This window comes from Phormidium tenue FACHB-1050, assembly GCF_014696925.1.
Classification (GTDB): domain Bacteria; phylum Cyanobacteriota; class Cyanobacteriia; order Pseudanabaenales; family Pseudanabaenaceae; genus Pseudanabaena.
On sequence record NZ_JACJQY010000065.1, the window covers coordinates 1 to 25,683 of the forward strand.

22 protein-coding genes and 1 riboswitch are annotated in these 25,683 nt (G+C 43.2%); of the genes, 12 read left to right on the forward strand and 10 right to left on the reverse strand.

Annotation, left to right across the window (positions count from 1 at the left end; translation table 11 throughout):
- Nucleotides 1–82: 82 nt before the first annotated feature.
- A complete protein-coding gene (gene sfsA, locus H6G05_RS23400; RefSeq protein WP_190582122.1) occupies nt 83–808 on the reverse strand; it encodes a DNA/RNA nuclease SfsA in 726 nt (241 codons plus the stop codon).
- 75 nt (nt 809–883) lie between these two features.
- Between sfsA and H6G05_RS23405 the strand changes: the two genes are divergently transcribed.
- The 9 genes from H6G05_RS23405 (at nt 884) to H6G05_RS23445 (ending at nt 13,681) form a co-directional block, all read left to right on the forward strand.
- On the forward strand, nt 884–1,771 hold the full coding sequence (locus H6G05_RS23405; protein ID WP_190582123.1) for an ion channel: 888 nt from the start codon (nt 884–886) through the stop codon (nt 1,769–1,771).
- Between the two features lie 174 nt (nt 1,772–1,945).
- Nucleotides 1,946–2,953, forward strand: coding sequence for an ABC transporter substrate-binding protein (locus H6G05_RS23410; RefSeq protein ID WP_242025777.1), 1,008 nt, complete (start codon nt 1,946–1,948; stop codon nt 2,951–2,953).
- A gap of 63 nt (nt 2,954–3,016) precedes the next feature.
- On the forward strand, nt 3,017–4,960 hold the full coding sequence (locus tag H6G05_RS25925; protein WP_190582127.1) for a sensor histidine kinase: 1,944 nt from the start codon (nt 3,017–3,019) through the stop codon (nt 4,958–4,960).
- Nucleotides 4,953–5,405, forward strand: coding sequence for a response regulator (locus H6G05_RS23420; protein WP_190582129.1), 453 nt, complete (start codon nt 4,953–4,955; stop codon nt 5,403–5,405). The genes H6G05_RS25925 and H6G05_RS23420 overlap by 8 nt, the downstream gene beginning before the upstream one ends.
- Nucleotides 5,406–5,722: 317 nt before the next feature.
- On the forward strand, nt 5,723–6,847 hold the full coding sequence (locus H6G05_RS23425) for a hybrid sensor histidine kinase/response regulator (protein ID WP_190582131.1): 1,125 nt from the start codon (nt 5,723–5,725) through the stop codon (nt 6,845–6,847).
- Nucleotides 6,844–7,266, forward strand: a complete 423-nt coding sequence (locus H6G05_RS23430) for a response regulator (protein WP_190582133.1) — start codon at nt 6,844–6,846, stop codon at nt 7,264–7,266. Before H6G05_RS23425 ends, H6G05_RS23430 begins: the two co-directional genes overlap by 4 nt.
- Before the next feature lie 48 nt (nt 7,267–7,314).
- On the forward strand, nt 7,315–9,306 hold the full coding sequence (locus tag H6G05_RS23435; RefSeq protein WP_190582135.1) for a response regulator: 1,992 nt from the start codon (nt 7,315–7,317) through the stop codon (nt 9,304–9,306).
- Between the two features lie 571 nt (nt 9,307–9,877).
- A complete protein-coding gene (locus tag H6G05_RS23440) occupies nt 9,878–11,329 on the forward strand; it encodes a DEAD/DEAH box helicase (RefSeq protein ID WP_190582137.1) in 1,452 nt (483 codons plus the stop codon).
- Nucleotides 11,330–11,437: 108 nt separating this feature from the next.
- Complete coding sequence (locus H6G05_RS23445; RefSeq protein ID WP_190582139.1) at nt 11,438–13,681, forward strand: PAS domain S-box protein; 2,244 nt, start codon at nt 11,438–11,440, stop codon at nt 13,679–13,681.
- Between the two features lie 116 nt (nt 13,682–13,797).
- Here H6G05_RS23445 and H6G05_RS23450 read toward each other — a convergent pair whose 3' ends face one another.
- The 8 genes from H6G05_RS23450 to H6G05_RS23485 all read right to left on the reverse strand — a co-directional run bounded on the left by H6G05_RS23450 (nt 13,798) and on the right by H6G05_RS23485 (nt 21,604).
- Entirely contained in the window at nt 13,798–15,273 is a 1,476-nt protein-coding gene (locus tag H6G05_RS23450) for a DUF1565 domain-containing protein (protein WP_190582141.1), read from the reverse strand.
- A 113-nt stretch (nt 15,274–15,386) separates the two neighbouring features.
- Nucleotides 15,387–16,772: a phosphomethylpyrimidine synthase gene (gene thiC, locus H6G05_RS23455; protein WP_190582142.1), complete on the reverse strand. Its 1,386-nt coding sequence runs from the start codon at nt 16,770–16,772 to the stop codon at nt 15,387–15,389.
- 7 nt (nt 16,773–16,779) lie between these two features.
- Nucleotides 16,780–16,876: riboswitch (TPP riboswitch) on the reverse strand.
- 25 nt (nt 16,877–16,901) lie between these two features.
- A complete protein-coding gene (locus tag H6G05_RS25490) occupies nt 16,902–17,114 on the reverse strand; it encodes a hypothetical protein (RefSeq protein WP_242025779.1) in 213 nt (70 codons plus the stop codon).
- A 39-nt stretch (nt 17,115–17,153) separates the two neighbouring features.
- The gene (locus H6G05_RS23465) at nt 17,154–17,612 is read right to left on the reverse strand and encodes a hypothetical protein (protein ID WP_190582144.1); all 459 of its coding nucleotides are present in this window, start codon (nt 17,610–17,612) and stop codon (nt 17,154–17,156) included.
- Between the two features lie 96 nt (nt 17,613–17,708).
- Nucleotides 17,709–18,284, reverse strand: a complete 576-nt coding sequence (locus H6G05_RS23470; RefSeq protein WP_190582146.1) for a Uma2 family endonuclease — start codon at nt 18,282–18,284, stop codon at nt 17,709–17,711.
- Between the two features lie 477 nt (nt 18,285–18,761).
- Nucleotides 18,762–20,528: an SUMF1/EgtB/PvdO family nonheme iron enzyme gene (locus H6G05_RS25930; protein WP_190582156.1), complete on the reverse strand. Its 1,767-nt coding sequence runs from the start codon at nt 20,526–20,528 to the stop codon at nt 18,762–18,764.
- A 5-nt stretch (nt 20,529–20,533) separates the two neighbouring features.
- Nucleotides 20,534–20,911 (reverse strand): Pepco domain-containing protein, encoded by a 378-nt coding sequence (locus H6G05_RS23480; protein ID WP_190582159.1) that lies wholly within the window; start codon nt 20,909–20,911, stop codon nt 20,534–20,536.
- A gap of 75 nt (nt 20,912–20,986) precedes the next feature.
- The gene (locus tag H6G05_RS23485) at nt 20,987–21,604 is read right to left on the reverse strand and encodes a Uma2 family endonuclease (RefSeq protein ID WP_190582161.1); all 618 of its coding nucleotides are present in this window, start codon (nt 21,602–21,604) and stop codon (nt 20,987–20,989) included.
- Nucleotides 21,605–21,667: 63 nt separating this feature from the next.
- On the opposite strand from H6G05_RS23485, the gene cobU reads away from it, so the two are divergent.
- On the forward strand, nt 21,668–22,249 hold the full coding sequence (gene cobU, locus H6G05_RS23490) for a bifunctional adenosylcobinamide kinase/adenosylcobinamide-phosphate guanylyltransferase (RefSeq protein WP_190582163.1): 582 nt from the start codon (nt 21,668–21,670) through the stop codon (nt 22,247–22,249).
- 282 nt (nt 22,250–22,531) lie between these two features.
- Here cobU and H6G05_RS23495 read toward each other — a convergent pair whose 3' ends face one another.
- On the reverse strand, nt 22,532–23,089 hold the full coding sequence (locus tag H6G05_RS23495) for a PadR family transcriptional regulator (protein WP_190582165.1): 558 nt from the start codon (nt 23,087–23,089) through the stop codon (nt 22,532–22,534).
- Between the two features lie 92 nt (nt 23,090–23,181).
- On the opposite strand from H6G05_RS23495, the gene H6G05_RS23500 reads away from it, so the two are divergent.
- Nucleotides 23,182–24,006 carry an SDR family NAD(P)-dependent oxidoreductase gene (locus H6G05_RS23500; protein WP_190582167.1) on the forward strand — a complete coding sequence of 275 codons (825 nt, stop codon included), beginning with the start codon at nt 23,182–23,184 and terminating at the stop codon, nt 24,004–24,006.
- Between the two features lie 5 nt (nt 24,007–24,011).
- Nucleotides 24,012–25,181, forward strand: coding sequence for an ABC exporter membrane fusion protein (locus H6G05_RS23505; protein WP_190582169.1), 1,170 nt, complete (start codon nt 24,012–24,014; stop codon nt 25,179–25,181).
- Nucleotides 25,182–25,683 lie beyond the last annotated feature (502 nt).

The window sequence follows — 25,683 nt, forward strand, 5'->3', positions numbered from 1 at the left end:
TCTCTGTCTCAAGTTCTTCGCTGTAATAACCCAAAATTATTCCTTTTCTTTCTTTGTCTGAGATTATCCTAATTTGCACAAGTTATTTGTTTTTCATTCCTAACTCTGCTAAACCGAGATAAGTAATTTTTGGTGGCTCGATCGCAAATCGACATGGTAATACCTTCACACCTTTAGCGATCGCCTCTTTTAAAAGCCTTGCATATTCGGGATCAGCTTCTGCACCTGCCGCAAAGCGATCGCAATCTCCACGATTGATAAAAAAGATTAAAGCAGCAGATGTATCTTCTGTAAGTACCGACATTAACTCGCGAATATGCTTTTGACCCCGCGTTGTTACTGTGTCAGGAAATAACGCCAAACTTCCCATACACCAAGTTGTGTTTTTAACTTCTACATAGGTCTTTTGGGAAGAATCTTCTCCATTAGTCAATAAGAAATCAATACGGCTTTTTTCGTTGCCATAGGATACTTCGCCTTTGACGGTGTTATATGGCTCTAATTCTGGTAATAAATGGCGATCGAGCATATGACCAATCACGCGATTGGGAAGACTTGTATTTATGCCAATCCATTGTTCATCTAGATAAATTGCCTCCCAGCTATAGGCTAATTTGCGTTTAGGACTAGGATGATGGGAAACTAAAACAGGACTTCCTAATTTACATACCCCTGTCATTGGTCCCGTGTTCGCACAATGCGCGGTAATTACTTCACCATTCTCTAATTCTATATCTGCAAAAAAACGTTTGTAGCGGCTGACGAGACGACCTGTGATTAGATCAGGGTAAGTATAGACTTGTGACATTTTAAGTTTAGTATGGACAGCGAAAAGCGCTGCTCATATTAACATGAAGGGAAAGTCATTAAGACAAGTTATCCTATGAGAATCAAACGCAAGTTGCATTATCCCCTAATTAAGTTAGAGCAGCGTGATGGAGTACTTCAAGTTGTTGGTGGAAATTCTTGGTATTCTTATTTGCGTGATCCATATCACCTATTGTTAACAATTCCTTGGATCGGATTTTTTGCGATTGTAATGGTCTTCGATATATTTCTCAATGCCGTTTTTGCAATTCTCTATTTACTCGATGCGAATGCGATCGCAGGTGTGAAGGAAGTAGGATTTTTGGAGGCTTTTTTCTTTAGTGTGCAAACACTTGCTTCCATTGGCTATGGAGTAATGAATCCTCAAACACTATATGCCAATCTGCTCGTCACCTTAGAATCAATTACTAGTTTGATGTTATTTGCAGTGATCACAGGAATAGCCTACACTAGGTTTGCCAAATCTGCTTCCCGTGTGATGTTTAGTCGGGTTGCTACAATTCACAATTACAATGGCATTCCCACGCTGATGTTTCGCACAGCTAACGAAAGGAAAAACAACATTCTCGAAGCAAAATTGAGTGTTTACCTAATGATCGATGAAGTAACTGCGGAAGGTCAGATGATGCGGCGGTTGCATGAGTTGAAACTAACTCGCGATCATTCTCCTGTCTTTTTACTGTCATGGACAGTGATGCATACTATCAATGAGAGTAGTCCACTGTATGGATTGTCAATGGAAACAATGGAAAGATTACATGCTCAGATTCTTGTATCTCTGACTGGTGTCGATGAAACGATCGAAGGTACGCTTCATGCTCGACATATGTATGCTACTCGAAATATCTTATTCGATCGCCGTTTTGTGGATGTGATTTCTATGGGAAATGATGGGCATCGCTATCTTGATTACACGCACTTCCATGAAACAGTTGCAATTTAATAATATTATTCTTTTTAATTTCTAATATCAATTCACGAAAGTGTGACAACATTTTTGTGAAGCAAAAAACAAACCCATTAAGGTTTTTTAAATTAAGAAATAGCGTAGCCATTTCTTAATTTGGGATAAAACTACAGTAAAGGCTATTTCTAGCAGCAAAGGATGTTAGCACTTATGAATTCTGCACGAAAGACGTTTGGCTTGATTGCTTTAACTTTGATTGCCCTGCTCTCGTCCCTCTTGATCAAAAGTTGTACTTTAGGTGGAGAGGTTGCCTTAAAGCCATTTAAAGTAGGTATGAATAGTTGGCCGGGTTATGCGATCGCCCTTTACGCGAAGGAAGCGGGACTCTTTAAAAAGCGAGGCTTAGATGTGGAATTCGTGCGCTTTACCAACCAACAGGATAATATTCGAGCCACGATGCGTGGATCGCAGGATGCTAGCTTTGTACCGCTGTGGGAAGTTATGCAAGTTGATCCTGCGGGAGATAAACCTGTAGTAATGATGGTAGTTGATATTTCGGCTGGCTCCGATGGGATCGCCGCAAGTGCGGCTATCAAAACACCTAAAGATCTTAGGGGGCAAAAAGTAAGTACTAAACTTGGTACAGTTACACATTTAATTTTGCTAGAAGCTCTCAAATCCAACCAACTGAAACCCACCGACGTAGAAATTGTTGATGCCTCCAATGATCGTGGGGCTGAACTTTTAAAGAAAGGTGAAGTTAGTGCGGCGGTAATGTGGGAACCATTGTTGAGCAATACTGCCAAAGCCGTCGGTGGAAAAGTCATTCACACTACAGCCGATGTGGATAGTATTGTGATTGATACCTTGGCTTCGCGTTCCAGTGTTGTCAATTCTAAGCAAGATGAATTAGTAAGCTTTATTGAGACTTGGTTTGATACGATTCAGGCGGTTGAGACCAAACCACAAGAGGTGTTTACCTCCGTTGCGAAACAGACTAAGCAGACTGTCGAAGCATTTACTGAAGACTATAAAGGCTTAAAGAAAGGTGATATTGCCATGAATAATCGGATGTTTACGGGTGGACGGTTGCAAGAAGCCTCAAAATTAACCAGCGAACTTTTGCGTGAAGATCCTCGGCATGGACGCATCATTCGAGACGATGTGGAAATTAATGCTGTCCCTCTAAATAAGGCGATCGCAAATTGGAAAGCCTGACAAAATTACATGATCAATCATCAATAAAAACTTATAGCAATAAAGATAGCAATAAAGAAAGTCGTGAAAAAGCAGTTGCCAATTTCTAAACGAAATCTAGCGCAAAAGTTGTTGATTGGGTTTGGTTTATCCTTAGTCACGATTGGTCTAGGGACATTATGGGTAACTTACACTTCCATACGACAAGACCTAGAGCGGCAAGTACAACAACGAGCTGAATCAATTACGCGCGGTTTAGAATTTGCGACGGAAGGATTGATTGAAATTAAAGATACGGTTTTGCTAGGACGCATTGTCCAAAACTATGCCACTTTGCCAACCGTAGTGGAAGTTTCAATAGTCGATCCTGATGGGATGGCGATCGCCCATAGTCAAAATCTAGAAACGGGTAAACGTTATGCAGATATGCGACCTTCTTTAACCATGGCGGTCAATCGAGCCTCGCAAACGGGAGAATCAGAACATTTCCGCACCTTCTTAAATGGTAAATCTGTAGTAATCGAGATTTTACCTTTTAGTAGTTTGCTATTTGGAAAAGTGGGAAAACGGGGTGTGGCGATCGCGATCATGGATCTTGAAAAAATGGAACAAGAAACATGGCGTAGTTTTCTATCTTCTACGCTAACGATGGCGCTAGGCACAGGTATAATTTTACTTTTCCTTGGTTGGCTGATCCAGCAACTAGTACTTCGCCCTCTAGCCCATCTCAATCAAGCAATCACTCAAAGCACCCAAACCGAAGACTTTGTACTACCAGCTTTGCCCAATGATGAAATTGGCTTTTTAGGCAATAACTTTGCGGCGGTATTTGGGCAATTGAAAGCTTACAAACAAATGGAGCTAGAGATTGTAGAAATAGAACTCCGTGAGAAGAGTCGATATCTAGATGCAGTATTACTCAATTTACAGGATATGAAATATGCCCTCGATCGCAGTGCCATTGTGGCGATCACCGATATTAGAGGCGAAATCACCTATGTAAATGATAAATTTTGTGAAGCTTCTAAATATAGCCGTGAAGAATTAATTGGACAGAATCATAGCCTCCTCAATTCTGGACATCACTCTCCAGAATTTTTTGCGGGGATGTGGGCAGAGATTGCTAGTGGTCAAAATTGGCGATCCGATATTCGCAACCGTAGCAAGGACGGTACTCTTTTTTGGGTTGATACAACTATCGTCCCCTTACTCAATTTACAAGGTATTCCCTATCAGTTCTTGGCAATTAGCCAAGATATTAGCGAGCGCAAACGAACCGAACAGGAAATGCGGTTATTGACGGAGAGATTAGAAATAAATAACCGTGAATTGCAAGACTTCGCCTATGTAGCATCCCATGACTTGCAGGAGCCTCTCCGCAAAATTCAAGCTTTTGGCGATCGCCTCAAAACCACCAATGGAGATGTGATCAATGAAAAAGGAAAAGATTATCTAGCCCGAATGCTCAATGCTGCTAGTCGAGCGCAAGTGTTGATCAATGATTTATTAACATTTTCACGGGTAACAACCAAAGCTAAAGATTTTGCCTCCATTGATCTAAATGAAATATTAGAAGGTGTGCTTTCTGATCTAGAGGTGCAGATTGAGCGGACTGCGGCAACTGTTGAGTTTGATCCTCTACCCAAGATCGAAGCTGACCCCAGTCAAATGCGGCAATTGCTCCAAAACCTGATTACTAATGCGATCAAGTTCCGTAAAGAAAATGTGGCTCCGATCGTCCAGATTCGTGTTAACCCAATTCACCAAGACGACAGGGCTGCTTACGAGATTCGGGTTATCGATAATGGGATCGGACTAGAACAAAAATATAGCGATCGCATTTTCCAAATGTTTCAACGCCTCCACGGACGCAATGCCTATGAAGGTACAGGAATTGGGCTAGCGATTTGCCGAAAAATCGTGGAACGGCATGGTGGTATGATCGCAGTCGAGAGCCAAATCGACCAAGGCGCAACCTTTATTCTTACCCTACCCCTCAAACAAGCCACAATAGAAGATTATGACTAAAAAAGGAAAAGCAGTCACGATTTTGGTTGCTGAAGATGACGAAGATGATCGAATGCTGATGCAGGATGCATTAGAAGAAAATCGTCTCGCCAACGATCTCCACTTTGTTGGTGATGGGGAAGAATTGATGGATTATTTACAGCATCGCGGACAGTATAGTGATCCCAAAACGGCACCTCGCCCCAGTTTAATTTTATTAGATTTAAATATGCCTCGCAAAGATGGACGGGAAGCCCTAAAAGAAATCAAATCCGATCCCGCGCTCAGACAAATTCCTGTAGTAGTGCTGACCACATCTAAAGCCGAAGAGGATATCCTGCGAACCTACGATCTCGGTGTTAGTTCCTTTATTGCCAAACCTGTGATCTTTGAGTCAATGGTACAAATTATTAAGGCTCTGGGTAAATATTGGTTTGAGATTGTGGAACTGCCCGAAAAAAACTAGCGATAGCAAAGGTGCAGCGCAAAGAGCTGCACCTTTGCTTAACTAATGTTACGTGGAAGTCTCTAAGACCCTCACCCCTAGCCCCTCTCCCGCAGGAGAGGGGAAAAAGAAATTAGTCTTGCTCCCCCTCTCCTGCGGGAGAGGGGGCTGGGGGGTGAGGGTTACGCGTAACATCAGTTACTTAATTCACGAAAGAGTGGCAACACTTTTACGAATTAAAAACCAAACCCAGTAAGGGTTTTCAAAACACAAAATGGCTACGCCATTTTGTGTTTTGGTACAATTCGATAATCATCAACAATCATGGCGCGAGAATCATGGCACGAGAAAAGTGCAAAGTTTTACTAGTAGATGATGATGAAGATGACTACATTGTTACTCGTGACTTTTTGAGCGAGGCTGAGCAGTTTGATTTTCAGCTTGACTGGGTGGACAATTTTCAATCAGGGCTACAAGAAATTGCCAAGAATCAGCATGATGTCTATCTGCTCGATTATCGGCTTGGTAAAGAGAATGGGCTGGATTTGCTACAAGCTGCGGTCAAAAATGGTTGTGCTAAGCCAATTGTGCTGCTAACAGGACTTGGCGATCACGAAATTGACCAACAAGCGATGAAAAGTGGCGCATCAGACTATCTTGAGAAAGGACAGATGCTCAGTACGATTTTATTGGAGCGGGCTATTCTTCATGCAATTGACCGCAAACAGTTTGAAAATCGCCAACTAGAACTAATGTCTGAACTTGCTATCGCCAATCAAGAACTTAAAGACTTTGCCTACATTGTCTCCCACGATCTTAAGGCTCCTCTGCGGGGTATTGCCTCAATCGCCAACTGGTTAGAGCAAGACTATGGCGATCGCTTTGATCCCGATGGACATGAGATGTTGCTACTGTTGGGCGGAAGGGTACGACGGATGAGCGACCTTATCGATGGGATATTGCGATATTCTCGTGTGGGTAGACTTAAAGAAGAGAAAAGTGCAGTCAACCTTCAGGTTTTGCTTACAGAAGTGATCGATATGATTGCCTTTCCGTCAGGTATTGAGATCGCGATCGAAACTGAGTTGCCCACATTATTTGTAGGATACACGCAAATGCAACAGGTATTTCAGAACTTATTGAGTAATGCCGTGAAGTATATGGGGAAACCAGAAGGGAAAATTCGACTTGGTCACACCGACCAAAATAGCTACTGGCAATTTTATGTTAGTGATACGGGGATCGGGATTGAGGCAAGGTATTTTGACAAGATTTTTCAGATCTTTCAAACATTGACAAAGCAAGAATCAAATGAAAGTACAGGTGTGGGATTAGCGATCGTCAAAAAAATCGTCGAAATCTATGGTGGTAAAATTTGGATCACTTCGGAAATTGGTCAAGGTAGCACGTTCTTCTTTACCATGCCCAAATCAGTTGAGATCATTGAGGACAAAAAACAATGAGAAGTTGCGATCCAATTTTATTAGTAGAAGATGATCTCATTGATATCATGACCCTCAAAAGGGGGTTGAAAGAAATTCACGCTTATAACCCGCTTCATGTTAGTAATGATGGTGAAGCTGCCTTAGCTTTTTTACGTGATCCTCAACAACCTGAGCCTGCACTCATTTTTCTCGACCTGAATATGCCTCGTATGAATGGGTTGGAATTTCTGAATATCATCAAAAATGACCCCCACTGGCGGATTATTCCTGTCGTTATCTTTACAACTTCGCAAGAAGCACAAGATCGTCTAGCAAGTTTTGAGTTAGGGGTCGCGGGATATATTGTCAAACCATTAAGCTATCCAGACTTTGTGGAGCAACTGAAAGTAATATATCAATACTGGTGCTTGAGCGAATCTCCCTACACAATTTCGTAAGTTTACTGTCTGGATATCTTATGTATCAATCATTAGGATCAGTCTAAAATGGCTCCCATTAATCCCACTAACTCACCAAACCCACAAGCAATCAGAGTTCTCCTTGTGGAAGATGATCGGATCGATTATCTCGCCTTTGTTCGATTTGTTAAGCAAGGAGACTTGCCCTATGACTATGCTTTAGCCCAGTCTCTGGCTGAAGCCAAAGATATTTTAGCGGCTCAATCGTTTGATATTGCGATCCTAGACTACTTATTGGGTGATGGGACATCGTTTGAACTATTTGATATTCTCAAATCTCAAAATTGTCCATTTATCATTGCCACTGGCACGGGGGATGAAGAAACTGCGGCGAGATTAATGAACGAAGGTGCGTATGATTACCTGATTAAAGACCCCGATCTAAAATATCTCAAAATTTTACCTGCCACTGTATCCAAAGTTCTTGCCCGCAAGCAATCAGAGGAGCAGATCCGTATCCTCAATCATGCCATGCAGAGTGCAAAAGATAGCATTTATATCGCTGACTTAGAAGGAAAACTACTATATATTAACGACTCTCTCAAACAAATTTGTAACCTTGATGGCAAAGACCTCATAGGACTACCCATAAAGCTTTTGGGACAACCACACCTACAACCACGCGTAAGCGATCCATGTATAGGCAAGAACTGTGCGATCGAGTCAGAGATCTCAATGCGAAGGTTAAATGGAAGTCTATTCCCAGCATTACTATCGGAATCTTTTATTCAAGATGGAGAGAAACGGATTAGGGTGGGCTTGATTCGGGATATTACCGATCGCAAAGCTGCTGAGGTTGCTTTAGCGCGAGCTAAAGAAGAAGCAGAATTGGCTAACAGAGCTAAGAGCGAATTCCTTGCCAATATGAGTCATGAAATTCGCACACCCATGAATGGGGTACTGGGAATGACTCAATTGCTTGCCATGACTGAGCTAAACGAGGAGCAACAAGACTTACTACAAACAATTCAATTTAGCAATGAGTCTCTTTTGACTTTAATTAATGACATTCTCGACTTTTCTAAAATTGAAGCGGGAATGCTGGAGTTAGAGGAACAATCATTTGTCCTAGAAGACAATTTAAAATCTGTATGCAATCTCCTCAATGTACAAGCTCAAAGTAAAGAGATAAAACTCAGCTACCAGATCAGTGCAGATGTTTCTCAGATTCTGATGGGAGACAGTTCTCGCCTGCGTCAAATCTTGCTAAATCTTGTTGGTAATGCGATTAAATTCACCCAGCAAGGTAGCGTTACGATCTCTGTTAAGAGTCGAGTGATTTCTGATGATGGTGAACAGAAAAAGTGCGAATTGCTCTTAGCGATCGCTGATACAGGTATTGGCATTGAGCGCGATCGCCTAGACAAATTATTTCAACCTTTCACCCAAGCCGATGCTTCGATTAGTCGCAAATATGGTGGTACTGGGCTGGGGCTAGCCATTTGTAAGCGCTTGGTTGAGATTATGGAAGGTAAGATTTGGGTGGAGAGTCTGGGAAATATTGGGGGAAATCCTCCTTTAAACTGGATTTCGCCTAGAAGCTTCAATTCTACGAAAGGTTCAGTCTTCTATTTCACAGTCTTAATGAAGGACTCGGAAAAACTACCACCAGATTCTCCCTATCTGAATGCAAAATTAGCGATCGCTACTGCCGAGAAGTCATCTTTACGGATTTTGGTTGCTGAAGATAATCCAGTAAATCAAAAATTGGCAATCTTTATGTTCAAAAAGCTTGGTTGTAATATAGACATAGCCAACAATGGAGTAGAAGTTTTAGATAAGCTAAATCACAAGGTCTATGATGTAATTTTTATGGATATGCAAATGCCTGAGATGGATGGAGTTGAGGCGACCCAAAGGATTCGCCTTAATTGCGATCCTCAACCTTGGATTATTGCCATGACGGCTCATGCTGTAGGTGAGGCTCGGGAAACTTGCTTACAGGCTGGAATGAATGACTACATCAGTAAACCAATTCGGATTGAAGAGCTTACAACAGTGTTGCTCAGGGCAAAATAACTTTCTCTAAGCATATAATACCAATTTCCGAAAGTGTGGCTACACTTTCGCAGCAATTCTCATTATGTAACCGATTTTGGTGTTTCCAGCGCCTTCGGCGCTGGAAACACCAAAATCGGTTTTTTGAAAGCCCGCCGTTGGCGAGCTTTCAAAAAACCGATTTTTATAATTAGAATTGCTGACACTTTCGGAAATTAAAAACTAAACCCAGCATAGGTTTTAAAAATACAAAATGGCGTAGCCATTTTGTGATTTGTGGAAGCGTACCCCTTCGGGGTGCGCTTCCACAAATCATTTAGGATTGCTATATAACTATAAATCGCGAACCTCTGCTAAGATATAAGCCTACAGTGTCTGCTCCCAGTCATTGATACTGTTGACACGTTATACAATTCTGTCTCTGATCCGTCTGACACCAATTTCAAAAAATAGTAAATCCACTTTTTTTGAAGCTTTAAAATCCCTCTGGGTAAGGTTTTAGATTCTTAGGAATGTCACAAAACTCTAAGAATTGGTACGACTACAAATGGCAACGCTAACAGCGACAGACCGATAAAAAATTTGGAGTTCTATGTCTTCTTCCTCAATTACATTGCCTGTAAAGAAATCTTCTGTACCTCACAAATCTTCTACCCCCATCGCCTCAGCACAGGGTTTCTCAGCATTAGGTTTATCTGAGCAAATTGTCCGTGCGGTCGCAGCTCGTGGTTATACCAATCCCACGCCAATTCAGTCCCAAGCGATCCCCGTCGTTCTCTCAGGTCGCGATCTATTAGCAGGCGCTCAAACTGGTACGGGCAAAACCGCAGGATTCACCCTGCCCATTTTGCATTTACTATCTAACAAAGTCGTCAAGCGATCGGCTACGGGGAAAATTCCGATCCGCGCCCTAATCCTCACGCCCACCCGTGAACTCGCCGCCCAAGTCGAAGAAAGCGTACAAACCTATGGTCGTCATCTGCCTCTCACCTCAATGGTGATCTATGGCGGTGTAAATATTAATCCCCAAATTAATCGCCTTAGAGGTGGTGTCGAAATCTTGGTGGCAACCCCTGGACGCTTGCTCGACCATGTGCAGCAGGGGCGATTAGACTTGTCGCAAGTTGAAGTTTTGGTATTAGATGAAGCCGATCGCATGTTGGACATGGGCTTCATTCGGGATATCAAGCGAATTTTGGCATTATTGCCAAAACAACGCCAAAACCTCTTGTTTTCGGCAACTTTCTCCAATGAGATTAAAGCCTTTGCTAGTACTTTACTCAATCAACCAGTGATGGTGGAAGTGGCAAGCCAAAATGCTACTGCCGATTTAGTAACGCAAAGAGTCTTTCCTGTCGATCGCGATCGCAAGCGGGATCTGCTCACCCATTTAATCAAGACTCACAACTGGTATCAGGTATTGGTGTTTACCCGCACCAAGCATGGAGCCGATCGCCTAGTCAAGCAATTGCACCAAGATGACATTGTGGCGATGGCAATTCATGGCAATAAGAGTCAAGCCGCCCGTACTCGCGCCCTTGGCAAATTTAAAGATGGCAGTTTACAAGTCTTAGTAGCGACAGATATCGCCGCACGAGGTTTGGATATTAGCGAACTGCCCCATGTAGTTAACTACGAGTTGCCGAACGTGCCAGAGGACTATGTACATCGGATCGGACGCACGGGACGTGCTGGTTCTGCGGGTGAAGCTATTTCACTTGTATGTGTGGATGAGCGCAAGTTTCTCTCAGATATCGAGAAATTGATCAAGCGATCGCTACCTCAAGAAATCATTACTGGTTTCGAGCCTGATCCCCGCGCTAAGCCTGAACCAATTCAGGTTGGACAGCGACAAAAGCATCAGCCTCGACGGGGTGGACATAGCGATCGTAATCCAATTGCAAAACCATCGAATTCGTCTGGGGCTAGCAAATCTTCTGCTAAACCACAACCAAGAAGTCAATCAGGCAAAAGCAATTCTCAAGCTGTGGCTCAACCCGTAAGATCTGAACGTGGAGACTCACATCACAACCGTAATCGTTAGATATCGCGATTTTCCATAATGAAAGCGAAAGGGGGACGCGAAGCGTCCCTCTTTCGCTTTCATTGTTATATTATATAAGTCTTAGCAAGACTAAAACATGGATGCTTTATGGGAATGCGCCTTTGCCTCGAATTGATCGCAACCTCGATTCAGCAACTGCATCAGCTAGAGCATATTGCAGTATCACCCGTATCATCTTCTGAGGAAATCGAGACGAGAAATCTCAATCTAGAAGATGCTGTTAATATTTTGCAAGCTAGCTTAACAGAACTCGAAGTTTGTCAGCGATCGCTTGCAGGAGAACTAGATAAATATCGCGAACTATTTGATTTTGCCCCCGATGGCTATTTTGTCACTGATGCTAATGGTGACATCTCTGAAGCCAATCGAGCCGCTACATTGATGTTTGGTTCACAGCCAATTGGTCAAAACTTAGAAAACTTTGTCTATCCTTCCTACAAAGAGCAATTTCAAATATTATTGGGTCAACTCCAACGCGGTCAAAATATCAAGAGTTTGGACTTTCGGATGCAGTTTCCGACAGGACAACCCTTTGACGCTAGTTTTACAATTATCAGTATTCGCACTCCCTTAGATGGGCGAGTAACTGGGCTGCGTTGGTGGATTCAAGACATTACCCAACGCAAACAAGAAATTGATAAATTGCAGCAGTCTCATCAGCGCTTAGAAATTCGCGTTGCCGAAATGAACGCTAAACTCAACTTAATGGATCGCCAAATTCGGGTGGAGAGAGAAGAACAACGTCGTATTTCTCGAAACCTCACCCGTAACGAAGCAAAACTAAGGGCGATGATGCAATACTCTTCTGATATTGTGAACATCCTCGATATTGATACCACGATCCACTATTGTAGTCCCGCACTACTTAAGACCTTAGGTTATTTGCCTGAAGACGTGATTGGCAAAAAATTTGTGCAGTTTATCCATCCCGATGACTTACCAATTTTTCAGAATTTTCTGTCTCAATCCGTGGATACTTTATCCGTATCAACACCAATTGTGATGCGCTATCAACATATTAATGGTGATTGGATTCATTTAGAATCAGTTTGCTGTAATCTTTTACAAGATGCTAATGTCCAAGGCTTAGTGATCAATTCCCGTGACATTACAGAACGTAAGCGCACGGAAGCAGCACTTCAAGAAAGTGAACTTCGATTAGCAGCGATCGCTTCGAGTATGCCTGCAACTCTCTATCGTCTAGCGATTTCACCTGAAGGTAAAATCTCCATTCCATTTATCAGTGATGGATTAATCGATCTGGTCGGTATCTCACCAAGATATGCGATTTCTTCTCCATACCAGTTATTAGATCTGATCTATCCTGAAGATGTTGATCAATTCAAAGCTCTTATCAAAGCTGGCTTTGATAAACTTGCGACGTTTCGCCATGAATTTCGCGTGATTGCGATTTCTGGGGAAGTGAAGTGGGTACAAAATATTGCTCGCTACTACCACACAGATTCGGGCGCTGTACTTGCGGATGGAGTCTGTATTGATATAAGTGAACGGGGAGAAGCAGAATCTAGTCTCCAACGCACCAATGAACTATTACGCGCCGTGATTAAGGCTGTGCCTGTAGCGATTGATATTGTCAGTCCTGAAGGAAAAGTTTTGTTATGGAATGCGGCTGCCGAGAAACTATTTGCTTGGAATAGTTCTGCTATTGTGGGTTATCCAGTACCGAGTATTCCTGAGTCTCAAGCATTGAAGTTACAAGCAGCTATTCTGGATACGCTAGCAGGTCAACCCCTTGATGAGTTTCCCATGACTTTTCAACTGCGTGACGGAAGTTGGACGAATGTGAGTATCTCAACAGTCCTTGTTCATGATCCCCATGGCAAGATTGTAGGCGTTTTAAGAATTATTGATGAAGTAGGCGATCGCTTTTCTATTAGCTCAGATTATAGTCAGACGATTCAGCTTGAGCAAGTCCAGAACTCATCACTGCTCAGTTCTGGGACAGAGGCGATCGCTAATTATGTAACCATTAATGCCAATACACTACTTAATCAATACAAAATCGGTCAACGCAATTTTGCAGGCTTAAATTTGCGCGGTGCTTATTTTGTGGAAGCTGATTTACAGCAAGTAGATTTTAGTGGAGCCGCTCTAAATGGCAGTAATTGTAGCTATGCTAATTTTCAATCATCAAATTTGCGGGGCGCAGATCTAAGAGGTGCAAACTTCCAATATGCAGACTTACAACATGTCGATTTGCGGGGTGCTGATCTGCGGGGTACAGACTTAAGGGATGCGAATACAACAGGTGCAATTCTTGACGAGAGTAATTTGCAAGGAGCCATTTTATCGAGTGATTTGCATCAATAGTAAGCATTGTAGGGGTTTTTCAATGAGTACGCCCTATTGGAAAACCCCTACAATGCTTTAGTCTTATCGCAGACTCTATCAACAAAACAAGGAACTTAATCAAGTCCCTTGTTTTCCTAGCGAAAGGGAATAATTTCTGCTTTTAAACCAGATTGGGCAAGTTTCTGCACTAGTTGATTAGCAGTGGCGCTCTCACTATAGGCTCCTACTTGCATCACAGTTCTCCCACTACGAGATAACCGAAATGCGTCGGGAACAACCGTTTTTACCCGTTGAGTTACAGCGATGGAAGTAATTGGTACAACCACCCGATATTGGAAAGGTTTACCTGTCGTAGGATCGACTGACGTTGGCGGTAAAGCCACAACTCTAGGAGGAAGGGCTGGAGTGCTATAGTCACGCTCAATGATGATTGTTGTCGGCGCATTATTATTTGCCCTAGGATTAGTAGAAATCACTGCATTTGGTAATGCTTGGCTAGAGCTAGGTGGCTTGGCTGGTACAAATACTGTAGTTGGGGAGGGATTAGGATTGGATTGAATCGGAATAGCATTTCCTGTATTTGTAGGCGATGCAGGAATCGCAGGAAGTGGGACAGGACGGATAGAAGCGATGGGGCTAGCATTGGTAATTGGAGAACTAGATGCTCTCAAATCCAATAATCCCTTAACTTTTGATTGAGTAATTTGATTGCCTACGGCTGTTAAAGGAATAGTCGTAGCATTGTTAATATCAAATTCACGGTTATTGCGGAAAGTATTATTTCCTAGCGAAATCGTCGTGCCAAGGTCAGGACGGGGAGAGCCATTAGCACTACTGAGAACCACTAGTCCATTGCGTTGATTATCAGCGATCGCATTGCCGCGCAGCGTTGGCTGAGCTGTATTAGAAATAATAATTCCATCCACATTGCGAGAGATATTATTATTCGCTAACACAACCTGAGATTGTTGTCCAATCGACAATCCAAAGCCTGTATTCTCAAATCTATTATCACGAATTTCCCCTGTGCTTGTGCCAAGAGCCGAAATACCACTGCCTTTGTTGTTCGTAAATAGATTATTGCCGATGTAAGCATTCGCACTGCCTGTAAGGAAAATGCCATCATGAGTACTACGCACAAAGCTGTTGTTCGCAATAACCACATTGCGACTGGACTCTAACCATAGTCCATATCCTCTTGGATTGCTATTGGTGATAGTAACGCCTTCAATGCGAGAGTTAGTTGCGGCGGCGATCGCAATATTTTGACTTGCAAAAGTGGGACTGACAAAGCGACCACCGCCGCTAATGATTACATTACTTCCATTTGCACTAGGATTACCGCGTAGAATTGCACCTCTAGGAAGACGAATCGGAAAACTTTCGCCAGAGGCGGCGCTATATGTACCATTACTTAATTGAAAGATCGTTCCTTCTTGCGGATTAGCAGCGATCGCGTCAGTAATTGTTCGATAAGCCTGTGCATCAGTACCTTGTGGAGATACATAAACAATCTTTGGTTGAGCAGTCTGCGCCCAAGCAATCGAGGGTGTGGCGAGTGAGGCAAGAAAAACTATATTAATAAGACGAGGACAGGGAAACTTATTCATATTCGGACACCAACAAGATATCTAGCAAACATGTCTAACTAGACTAGCAGGAAGTTGCTTTTGTTTCATACAAAAAGAGGAGGTGCATCGCACCTCCTCTTTTAGATCTTTGATTAAGCCGAAGTTACAGGCTCTTTGGCGAGAAACTTCTCAAGCTCACTAATTGCCTCAGCGTCAACCTTCTCTTGCATCGGACAGAACTTAGGACCACACATCGAGCAGAATTCTGCGGTTTTGTAAATATCCGCAGGCAAAGTCTCATCGTGATATTCCTTAGCGCGTTCAGGATCAAGAGATAGCTCAAACTGTTTGTTCCAATCGAAGTTGTAACGTGCAGTGGATAGCTCATCATCGCGATCGCGGGCGTTAGGACGATGACGGGCAATATCGGCAGCATGAGCTGCGATCTTATAGGCAATCAAGCCATTACGCACGTCTTCGGCATTGGGCAAACCAAGGTGTTCTTTCGGAGTGACATAGCAAAGCATGGCAGTACCATACCAACCAGCCATCGCTGCACCGATCGCTGAAGTGATGTGGTCATAACCAGGGGCAATGTCAGTGACCAAGGGACCCAGCACATAGAAAGGAGCTTCGGAGCATTCTTCCATTTGCTTACGCACATTGAACTCGATCTGATCCATCGGTACATGTCCAGGACCTTCCACCATGACTTGAATATCATGTTCCCAAGCGCGACGGGTTAGCTGTCCAAGAGTTTTCAATTCTGCAAGTTGGGCTGCATCAGATGCATCATGCAAGCAACCTGGGCGAAGAGAATCGCCTAAGCTGAAGGAAACATCATGCTTCTTGAAGATTTCGATAATGTCGTTGAAGTGGGTATAGAGAGGATTTTGCTTGTGATGATGCAACATCCAACGAGCCAAAATACCACCACCACGAGAAACAATTCCCGTAAGACGGTTCTTGACAAGAGGAAGATGCTCGATCAAGATCCCTGCATGGATAGTTTGATAGTCCACACCTTGTTCAGCGTGCTTCTCAATGATATGTAGAAAATCATCTGGAGTCAGATTCTCCATTCGACCATGCACACTTTCGAGTGCTTGGTAAATGGGAACAGTACCGATAGGAACTGGTGAAGCATTAATAATCGCAGTACGGATCACATCTAAATCACCGCCACCTGTGGACAAGTCCATCACGGTATCAGCGCCATATTTGACCGATAGATGCAACTTCGCAACTTCTTCGTCAATATTAGAAGAGTTTGGTGATGCGCCAATGTTGGCATTAACTTTGCATCGGAAGGCAATACCGATGCCCATAGGTTCAAGATTAGTGTGATTCTTGTTAGCGGGAATAATTGCCCGACCTCTAGCAACCTCAGCACGTACTAATTCGACGGGAAGATTTTCATGCCATGCCACATACTGCATCTCTTCAGTGATGATGCCTTGACGAGCGCAGTGCATTTGCGTACCGCGATATTCTCCGCGCCTTGTGGGTGCAGAGTTAAGCTTTAGTCCAACTGTCATGTAAATTTCCTCAAATAATTTGCTTTCCTACGCCGATGTCAATCGGTTCAGGTTCTAAGGATTTGCTCTCAGTCTGGTTTTCACAGACACTCCTAGCATTTTGAGATCATAGCACTGTAAAGCTAGTGCTTATAGGTAGAGATAAGCTGGACTATAAAAATTAACTATTGCCATCCAGCGCATTGCGCTACCAGATAAATTTTTGAAAGTGCCGCTTAGCAGCGCTTTCAAAAATTTATCTGTATCGGCTATTTGGATTTGCACATCTGCAAACCATAGAGAAATCGTTACGGTCGTATCATCATATTCCGAAAATAACCATTGATTGACCGCAGTTTTCACATGATGCTCCACATGAACACGATATTGATCAATAATGCTTTAACGCCCACGTCCCGATGTAATTTGTTTGAAATATGGTTTGTTAGAGTTAAGACACTCTTGCAATTCAGGCGATCGCTTTACCCTAGTATCCCCCTCACGTTTATAGACAAGCCCCTCACGCACAAACCGCCCAACTAATTTTCCGAAAGTAATCTGATCTCTTTTAAAGGCATATTGCTGAATTGCTAAATTACTTTCCACCCCATCTAAGGTATAAACTTCATAGTCAATCCCTGTTTGATAGCGAGGAATCTTGAGACTAAGTGAAGCGATCAAGCTTCCATTTGGTGAAAAGCCACTGTAACAAACACGAGTACCAAATTCTTTTGTAACTCTACGGGTAATTGTGATGTAACGTGAACCACCGCCAAAATATAATCCCTCTTCGATCGCCTGTACTGGTTGAGCAATTGTTACCACAGCGATCGCTGCCATACTATAAAAAACTTGCTTCATAATTTTCATAAAATCACCGTTAGTTTGAGAACGCAATTTTCGCGACGATAAACTTAAACCTGCCTTTATTATAAAAATCAAGTTATGGCAGCGCTTCTAGAAAAGCTCATGCCAGTTGAAAGTAAGCTCAGGAAAAGCAAGCATTGATAAACTATCACCTTCGTTGTAAAGATTAATTTGTTTGTAACCTAATGCCGATGGTTGAGAATAGACGGCGATCGCTCTTTTGTTGACATCAAATAGCCACATCTCAGGAATGCCTGCTGCTGCATATAGAGGTGCTTTGACATCGCGATCGTAATCAAGGGAACTATCAGCAACTTCGATAATTAACAAAATATCCTCTGGTGTGGGCAAGCCTGACTCATAAAAATCATCACGCGGTTGCAAGATTGCTAAGTCTGGCTGGGGTTGCGAGTTGTCATCTAAAAGAATGGAGTTTTGAGTTGAAACCATAACGCGATCGCCCAGTTTTTTCTGGAGCACATTGTCAAGACGAATGATACAAGCAACGTGCTTTCTGCCAATGGGGGACATGGCTCTAATTTCTCCATTAATTAATTCATAGTGATCGCCCTCTTGAAAAACTCCAGCTTCGTACATGAGGTGATATTGCTGAGTTGTCAACAGAAACTTATTCGTCTTTGCCTGAGCGATCGTTTGCATTGTCATAAAACTCATCTCCTGTCTATCTACTAATCGTCATCTTGTTAAATCTCTCGTTTGATGATTCTAAGTATATTTGATCGCAGATTGCCATTAATAATCAGGCTGTAAGGGTTTTCAAGTTAATAAATGACGTAGTCATTTATTAACTTGAAAACCCTTACTAGGTTTAGTTTTTAATTCACAAAAGTGTTGTCACACTTTCGTGAATTGGTATTAAGCATTTGCGTCGCTATCCCTAAACTCGTCACCAAAATCTTGATCTGCAAATGCTTAAACCTCTACCGATAATTTGTCCCTTCGTTTTGGGGTTAAGGGCAGAACATTCACGATTGAAGGTTGTTGATAAGTTTGAAAATTGGGGCGTGAATGCTATTTCCCTAAAGGATTTGGATGTTTTAGGGGAAAATTTGATCGCCTAACGGCGAATAGGGGGAATACAAAGGGCAAGAGGGAAAAAGAGCAAAGGGCAACATAAAGTTATCACGAGAAAGAGATGAAGATAGCCCGAAAACCAAAGTTGTCGAACTGAAGACGAGCGTCGTACCCGTCGCGAAGGGCAGCACGACAGTTCCAAGCATTGTTGCCCCAAGAACCGCCGCGAAGCGGATGATAACGATTATCATTATCATCTACATTGAGATCTCCCCATACTTGATTTCCCTGTTTCTTGAGATTCTCTGGTTTATTTGCATAGCTGTCATGCCACTCATCTAAGCACCATTCCCAGACATTGCCACTCATGTCATAAATACCAAGCTCATTGGCTGTTTTCTGCCCCACTGGGTGCGTGACACTGCCACTATTATCACCATACCAGCCGACCTCATCAAGGTTGTTACTGCCTGCGTAGATAAAGCCCTTGCTTTGATTTGCACCTCTCGCAGCATATTCCCATTCTGCCTCAGTGGGCAGTCTGACCGCCTTCCCTGTTTGTTGTTGTACCTTCGCGCAAAATGCCCTAGCCTCATGCCAAGACACACCGACAACGGGCTGTAAATCACCTTGAAACTTTTTATCACAATTTGCTGATCCTTTAGTTTTCATCACCGCTTGCCATTGAGCATTTGTCACCGCATATTTACCAATCAAAAACTCTTGCAAAATCACCTGATGCTGTGGACGTTCATCATTGTCACCTTCACCATCTGGCGATCCCATCATAAATTTTCCTGCGGGAACCTTTACTAATTCCAGTGTTACCCCATTTCCAAGATCGATATTTAAAAGTTGACTCTCTGTAACTTTTTGACGCTCTTCAACTGTTCTCGCATTTGCCTGTCTCAGCGATATTTCTGGACTATTTGCCACATCAGAGACACGAAGCAATTGTGGACTAACCAAGTTAAATCGTACTTCGACGATCCGCTCAATTTGCTCGATCGCCTCATGGTTTGCGCCATCCACCGCCAAAATTTGCATCCATAAACGTTTAGCTACATCCCATTTGCCATAACTAAAAGCTTGGTAAGCATCGGCTCTGAGTGGCGCTAGATCACTCTTTTCTGCATATTTTGGCATCAAGATCAAATGCCCCTTCTCCATCGGATCGAGCAGCATACGCGGAGTCTGCTTAGTTTTTGCTAACTCAGGCACACGATGTTTGAGATAAATATTCAACTTTGCCGCCGTCGCACAGCGCCCCTGCACACCCAAACCCTCCACCAAAGCATAGGTAAACGCCCCATGTTTCAGATCTTCCACTTCATAGGAATATTCCGTCGGACTGCAAGCGGCAATACTAATCACATCAGCAATTTTTGCCTCGCGATCTGTATCTCTGCCGATGCCCTCACCCGATCGCGTTTTCCCATTCCGCCGCACCTGATTACGACAAGCATCCAACGCCAAAATCACATTTCCCGCGCCACTAAGTCGCAAGTTTTGGATCACCCGATTAACCGAAATACCTGTATCCGCAAGATTATCAGGATCGCCATCGCTCGGCATCAGATAGTCAATACCATCGTCTCCTAAAATGCCATGCCCCGCAAAAAAGAACCAAAAATTATCACCATCTCGCAAAGGCTTTTTTGCAAGTCCATTAAATACCCTCAGTAAATTATTGCGAAAAGGCTTTGTCGTCTTGCCATCAAAGTCTGGAGAATCATCGGAGAAGTAAAAAATGCGATCAAACTTTGCCTCATTGCCCAAAAAATTGCAAATGTGGAGAGCGTCATTTTTCGCATACTTCAAAGGATGTAAAAACTCGTATTGATTTACCCCGATCGCGATCGCCCAATTCGCCACAGCCCTTATTCTCCCTTTTCACGCTTAAACTTGAGCTTGATCGCGCTCTTGCCAATGGCTTTAGCACCACTACCGATCAAACGAATTTCGCCCTCAGCACCAATCTCCACTGATAGCTCAATCTCATCCAAACACATACCCGATGTCTTCTTCGCTTCTTTCTCTGCACTACTAAAAACCCGTCCCACCATCTGCAAAAATCCCGACATTTTGGCTTCGAGTTCGTCAACACTTAAGATTTTTTCACGCTTGACCAAGTTTTTGTTTGGACTCTCTTCATTAAACCAACCTCTTTGATTGCCACCTGAAGTTTCCACAGACTCTTGATCGTCGTATGCTTCCACAGCGATCGTAATCATTTCTTGTCTAGCATCATCAGTCATAGATTTTATAAAACTCTAGCTTTTTATCATACATTTTCTAGAATAATTATTATGTGGCGCTTGCTTATTTAATGATTACTCAAAAATCTGAACTAGAGAACAAGAAAACTCTGGCAAAAGTGGCGAAGTGAGCGTATCGCTCTCAAACAGAGTCATCGTTAGTTTGAGAACACCATTTTCGCGCCGATAAACTTGAATTTGCTTGGCTCTCCAATCTGCAATCCAATATTCCAATACCCCATGATTTGAATAAAGCTTTAACTTAACTTGGCGATCGCGTTTTTCATTATCAGTTCCCGCTGATAATACCTCAATCACTAATTCAGGCGCACCGCGAAAATGACCCGTATCATCGATTAAATCTGCATATTTCTCTTTACTCATCCAGATCACATCAGGAATGACATCATCACTGTCACCAAAGATTAACCCTGCTCCAATTACCGCGTATCCTAACTTTGATACTTTTGACCAAGCTTTAAGCTCATAATGAAAATTACCACAAGTATCTTGATGCTTATTATGAGGCGCTCTGGTCACGTAAAGTTCTCCATTAATAATTTCATAACGGCAGTCGTTGTCGGGCATCAGTTCTAAGTCAGCACTAGTCCACAAAAGTTTTTCTTCTGACGATGCTTCAGTAGTAAGGGAATTATTTGCTGTTTCAGGTGTAGCAACGATCGCTTGAGTCATGATGGATTCCTACGATGAGCGATATCGTAATAGTATAGCAAGGGGCTATTGGTGATAACAATAATGATTACTCTGGTAACGGGCGCAACTCGCTCAGGTAAAAGTGAGTGGGCAGAACATCTAGCAATGCGATCGCAAAAAAATGTAATTTATATCGCTACAGCAACTCGTTATGCCGATGATGCAGAATGGGAAGCTAGGTTGCAAAAACATTACGATCGCCGTCCTGAAAGTTGGCAAGTTTTAGAAATTCCCATTGAATTAGCTCAAGCCATTCTAGACCTCGCTAGTAATTCTTCCAATTATATTTTGGTGGATTCTCTGGGAACTTGGCTAGCAAATCTTTTAGACAAGGATGAAGAAGAATGGGCAAAGATCGAGCATGAATTATTGCAGGTAATTCAAACCTGTATAGTTGAGAATGAATTATTACATGCAGTTCAGGGTTGCATCGTTGATATTACTTTTGTTGCGGAAGAAGTGGGCTGGGGAATTGTGCCAGCCTATGAACTAGGTAGAACCTTTCGCGATCGCCTTGGTGGTCTCAGTCGCAAAATTGGCGCGATCGCTGATGCTGTTTATTTGGTCACAGGCGGCTATGCAGTCAATCTCACGCAAATTGGCGAAAGATTGCCTTCTAGCTGAACAAGTAGCTGTTTTCAAGCCCTTTAGAATTAAGGCAGAGCAACTAATTTTTCCTGTTTAATTCAAAAATTTCCTCAATATAGCTGTCGCCATTCTTGTTATACCAAAACACAAAGTGAAGACGACAGATAGTTATTAAAAAATGCTCGTAAACCCAAGCCAATATTTAGAGTGTGAAAATCCCATCTGTCACCCTATCTAAGTGATTTGGTATTAGGACATAAACCCCAAAGACGAGTGGCGGCGCAAAGCACCGCCACTCGTCTTTGGGGTTTTGGGTTTCTATATTTGTGAGTTTTTAACTGATTTGGCGATCGCCTCTAGCACCTCATCACACCAGCCAACCCAGTCTTCTTGATAGCGAATTGCTCGTCGAATGATTAGATGCATGTATAGATCCTTTAGCTCTAGGGATTCCAAATTTTGAGCAAAATGCTCATCCATTTTTCTGACATGAAGTGCCATGTTTGCATGGAGTTGTCGCCGCCTTTCGATTTCGCGCATGGTCACTTGATGGGGAATTAAATGGGCGGCTAATCCCATTACGCCTAAATCTTCGCGCATTGCAGTTGGCTCAGTGGGTTGAACTAGCCAATCTGTGAGTTCATTTAGCCCTTGTTCAGTAATGGAATAAATTTTTTTGTCCAGTCTGCCAGCCTGTGGAATTGCCTCATAGGTGACACTACCCTGTTTCTCTAGTTTGGCAAGTTCGGCATAAATTTGCTGCTGGCTTGCTTTCCAAAAACAACTCCCAAAACCTTCAGCAAATTCTTTAGCGACTTCATAGCCACTCAGAGACTGCCGAGAGAGGAAAGCAAGGATGGTGTGTTTGAGCGCCATTTTTTGATCGCAAACTACTTGACGAATTTTATGGATTAAGTATACATTATTTTTTGTATTCAAAAACTTGAATACAAAAAACGGAGTTAAAAATGCAGAGTATTAATTCTCGTAACCGATCCCGTGTTAGCAACTTATCTAGGCGATACGGATCTTGGGCGATTGTGACGGGTGCTTCTTCAGGGATTGGGCGCGAAATGGCACTCAGACTAGCGGAAGCAGGGCTAAATCTGGTTCTAGTTGCGCGGAGTCAAAATGTATTGGAGCAGATGGCGGTTGATTGGCAAGATCGCTATGCAATTGCCGTCAAAGTTCTTGCCGTTGACCTGTCGATGAAGTCGGGAACTAAAACTATTTTGGAAGAAACGCAAAACCTCGATATTGGGTTACTCGTAGCGGCGGCTGGATTTGGGACTTCGGGCGCATTCCTTGAGTCACCAATAGAAGCAGAAATGGAAATGCTGAATGTTAATTGCCGATCACTATTAGAGTTAACTTGGCATTTTGGCAAGAGATTTATGAAGCGCGGTAATGGCGGTATTGTGCTGATGAGTTCGATTGTCGGCTTTCAAGGAACGCCCTTTGCGGCTCACTATGCAGCGACCAAAGCTTATGTCCAAACCTTAGCCGAAGCCTTATATGTGGAACTTGCACCAATGGGAATTGATGTAATTGCCTCTGCTCCTGGCCCCACTAATAGCGGTTTTGCTGACCGTGCAGGCATGAAATTGGGAATGGCGTTAAGTCCTAAAGATGTGGCTCAGGCAACCCTAGATGCTTTAGGTACAAAGCCCACAATCCTACCTGGGTTTATCTCAAAACTGTTGACCTATTCCCTTGCGTTTTTGCCACGTTGGGTGCGGGTACAGATTATGGGGGGTGTAATGCGCGATATGACTAAACATCAACAAGGTTAAAACCAATGAGCATTAGATTTCCAGTTCAATATTTACCGATAACGGCGATCGCCATCGCTGCTTTGAGCATTGGTGGTATCGCCTATGTGAACCTCTCCCAAAAATCCATCCAACCCGCTATTTCCGAAACTGCACCCAAATTAGAAACAATTTCAGCTTTAGGCAGATTGGAACCCGATGGCGAAGTAATTAAGGTATTTGCGCCGACATCGGGCGAAAGTGCGCGAATTGAACGGCTCAACGTGCAGCATGGGCAACAACTTCGCAAAGGAGAGATTATCGCCTATCTCGATAACTATGCTCCGCGTGCGGCGGCTCTAAGGGAAGCACAGGAACGGGTTGCAGTTGCCGAAGCCCAATTACGGCAAGTGGAAGCGGGAGCAAAGTCGGGACAGATTGTGGCGCAGCAAAGAGTCGTCGATCGCGTCCAAGTAGAGTTACAAACGGAAACTGCTGCCCAAGAAGCAGCGATCGCGCGTTTAGAATTGGAACTTCGTAATGCTGAACTAGAGGATCGGCGATATCAATATCTGCAAACGGAAGGTGCAGTTTCTGCTTCTCTGCGCGATAGCAAACAGTTAACTAGCGATACAGTACGTCAACAACTGAATGAAGCGAAGGCTCAGTTATCGCGCATCGTGCGATCGCGCCAGTCCCAAATTGCCGAGTCCCGCGCCACCCTCGACCAGATCGCCGAAGTTCGTCCCGTGGATGTGGAATTAGCGCGATCGCAGGTTGCTCAAGCAGAAGCAGGTGTAGCAAGGGCAAAAGCCGATCTCGATTTAGCAGTAGTGCGATCGCCCCAAGACGGACAGGTTCTCAAAATCCATACTCGTGCTGGGGAGTTAGTGGGAAATAATGGAATTATTAGTTTAGGTCAAACTCAACGTATGGTTGCCGTTGCTGAGGTTTACGAACTAGATATTAACCGAGTCAAGATCGGACAATCCACCACCGTAATTAGCAAAAATAATGCGTTCTCCGAAACATTGCGCGGCAAAGTAAAAGAAGTTGGCTTACAGATTAGTAAAAAAGATGTCTTAAATACCGATCCTGCGGCTCAATTTGATGCGCGAGTTGTGGAAGTAAAAATATTGCTAGATGAGCCTTCTAGCCGTTTGGTTGCAGGTTTAACCAATCTCAGTATTCAAGCTACGATCGATGTTCGGGAATGATCTGTCTTACAACCTGATGTTACGTGGAAGGAATTCCTGTAATGGCAAAGGTAAGGGCTGGCACGGGGGCACAGCCCCTTGTATCTAGGAAGAAAAGTAAAGGATAAAATCTTTACTACAATCCGAAAAAGCAAAAGCAGAGATAAACTCGAGCAGCCCCTAGGGACACCAAGCCCGTCATGTAGATAGAGTCGTCTCTGCTTCAACAGTGGAAACAAGTAAAGACTGGACAGTATCAGAGGTCGCCCCATGGGTAAACCTGCATTCACAAGGATAGATCAATACCACTGATTGCTTGATGGACAAATCTAGCAAGAGGACTGAAACCACTGATGAACAATAACAATGAAGTAAATGATGTTTTAGGAATAGATATCAGCAAAGCCAAATTTGATGTTGCCCTAATCCAAGGCAACACCAAAATCAAGAGCAAAGTATTTGCCAACAATCCTGAAGGATTTGCTGAATTACAAGCATGGCTAAACATTCACAGTGTCACAAA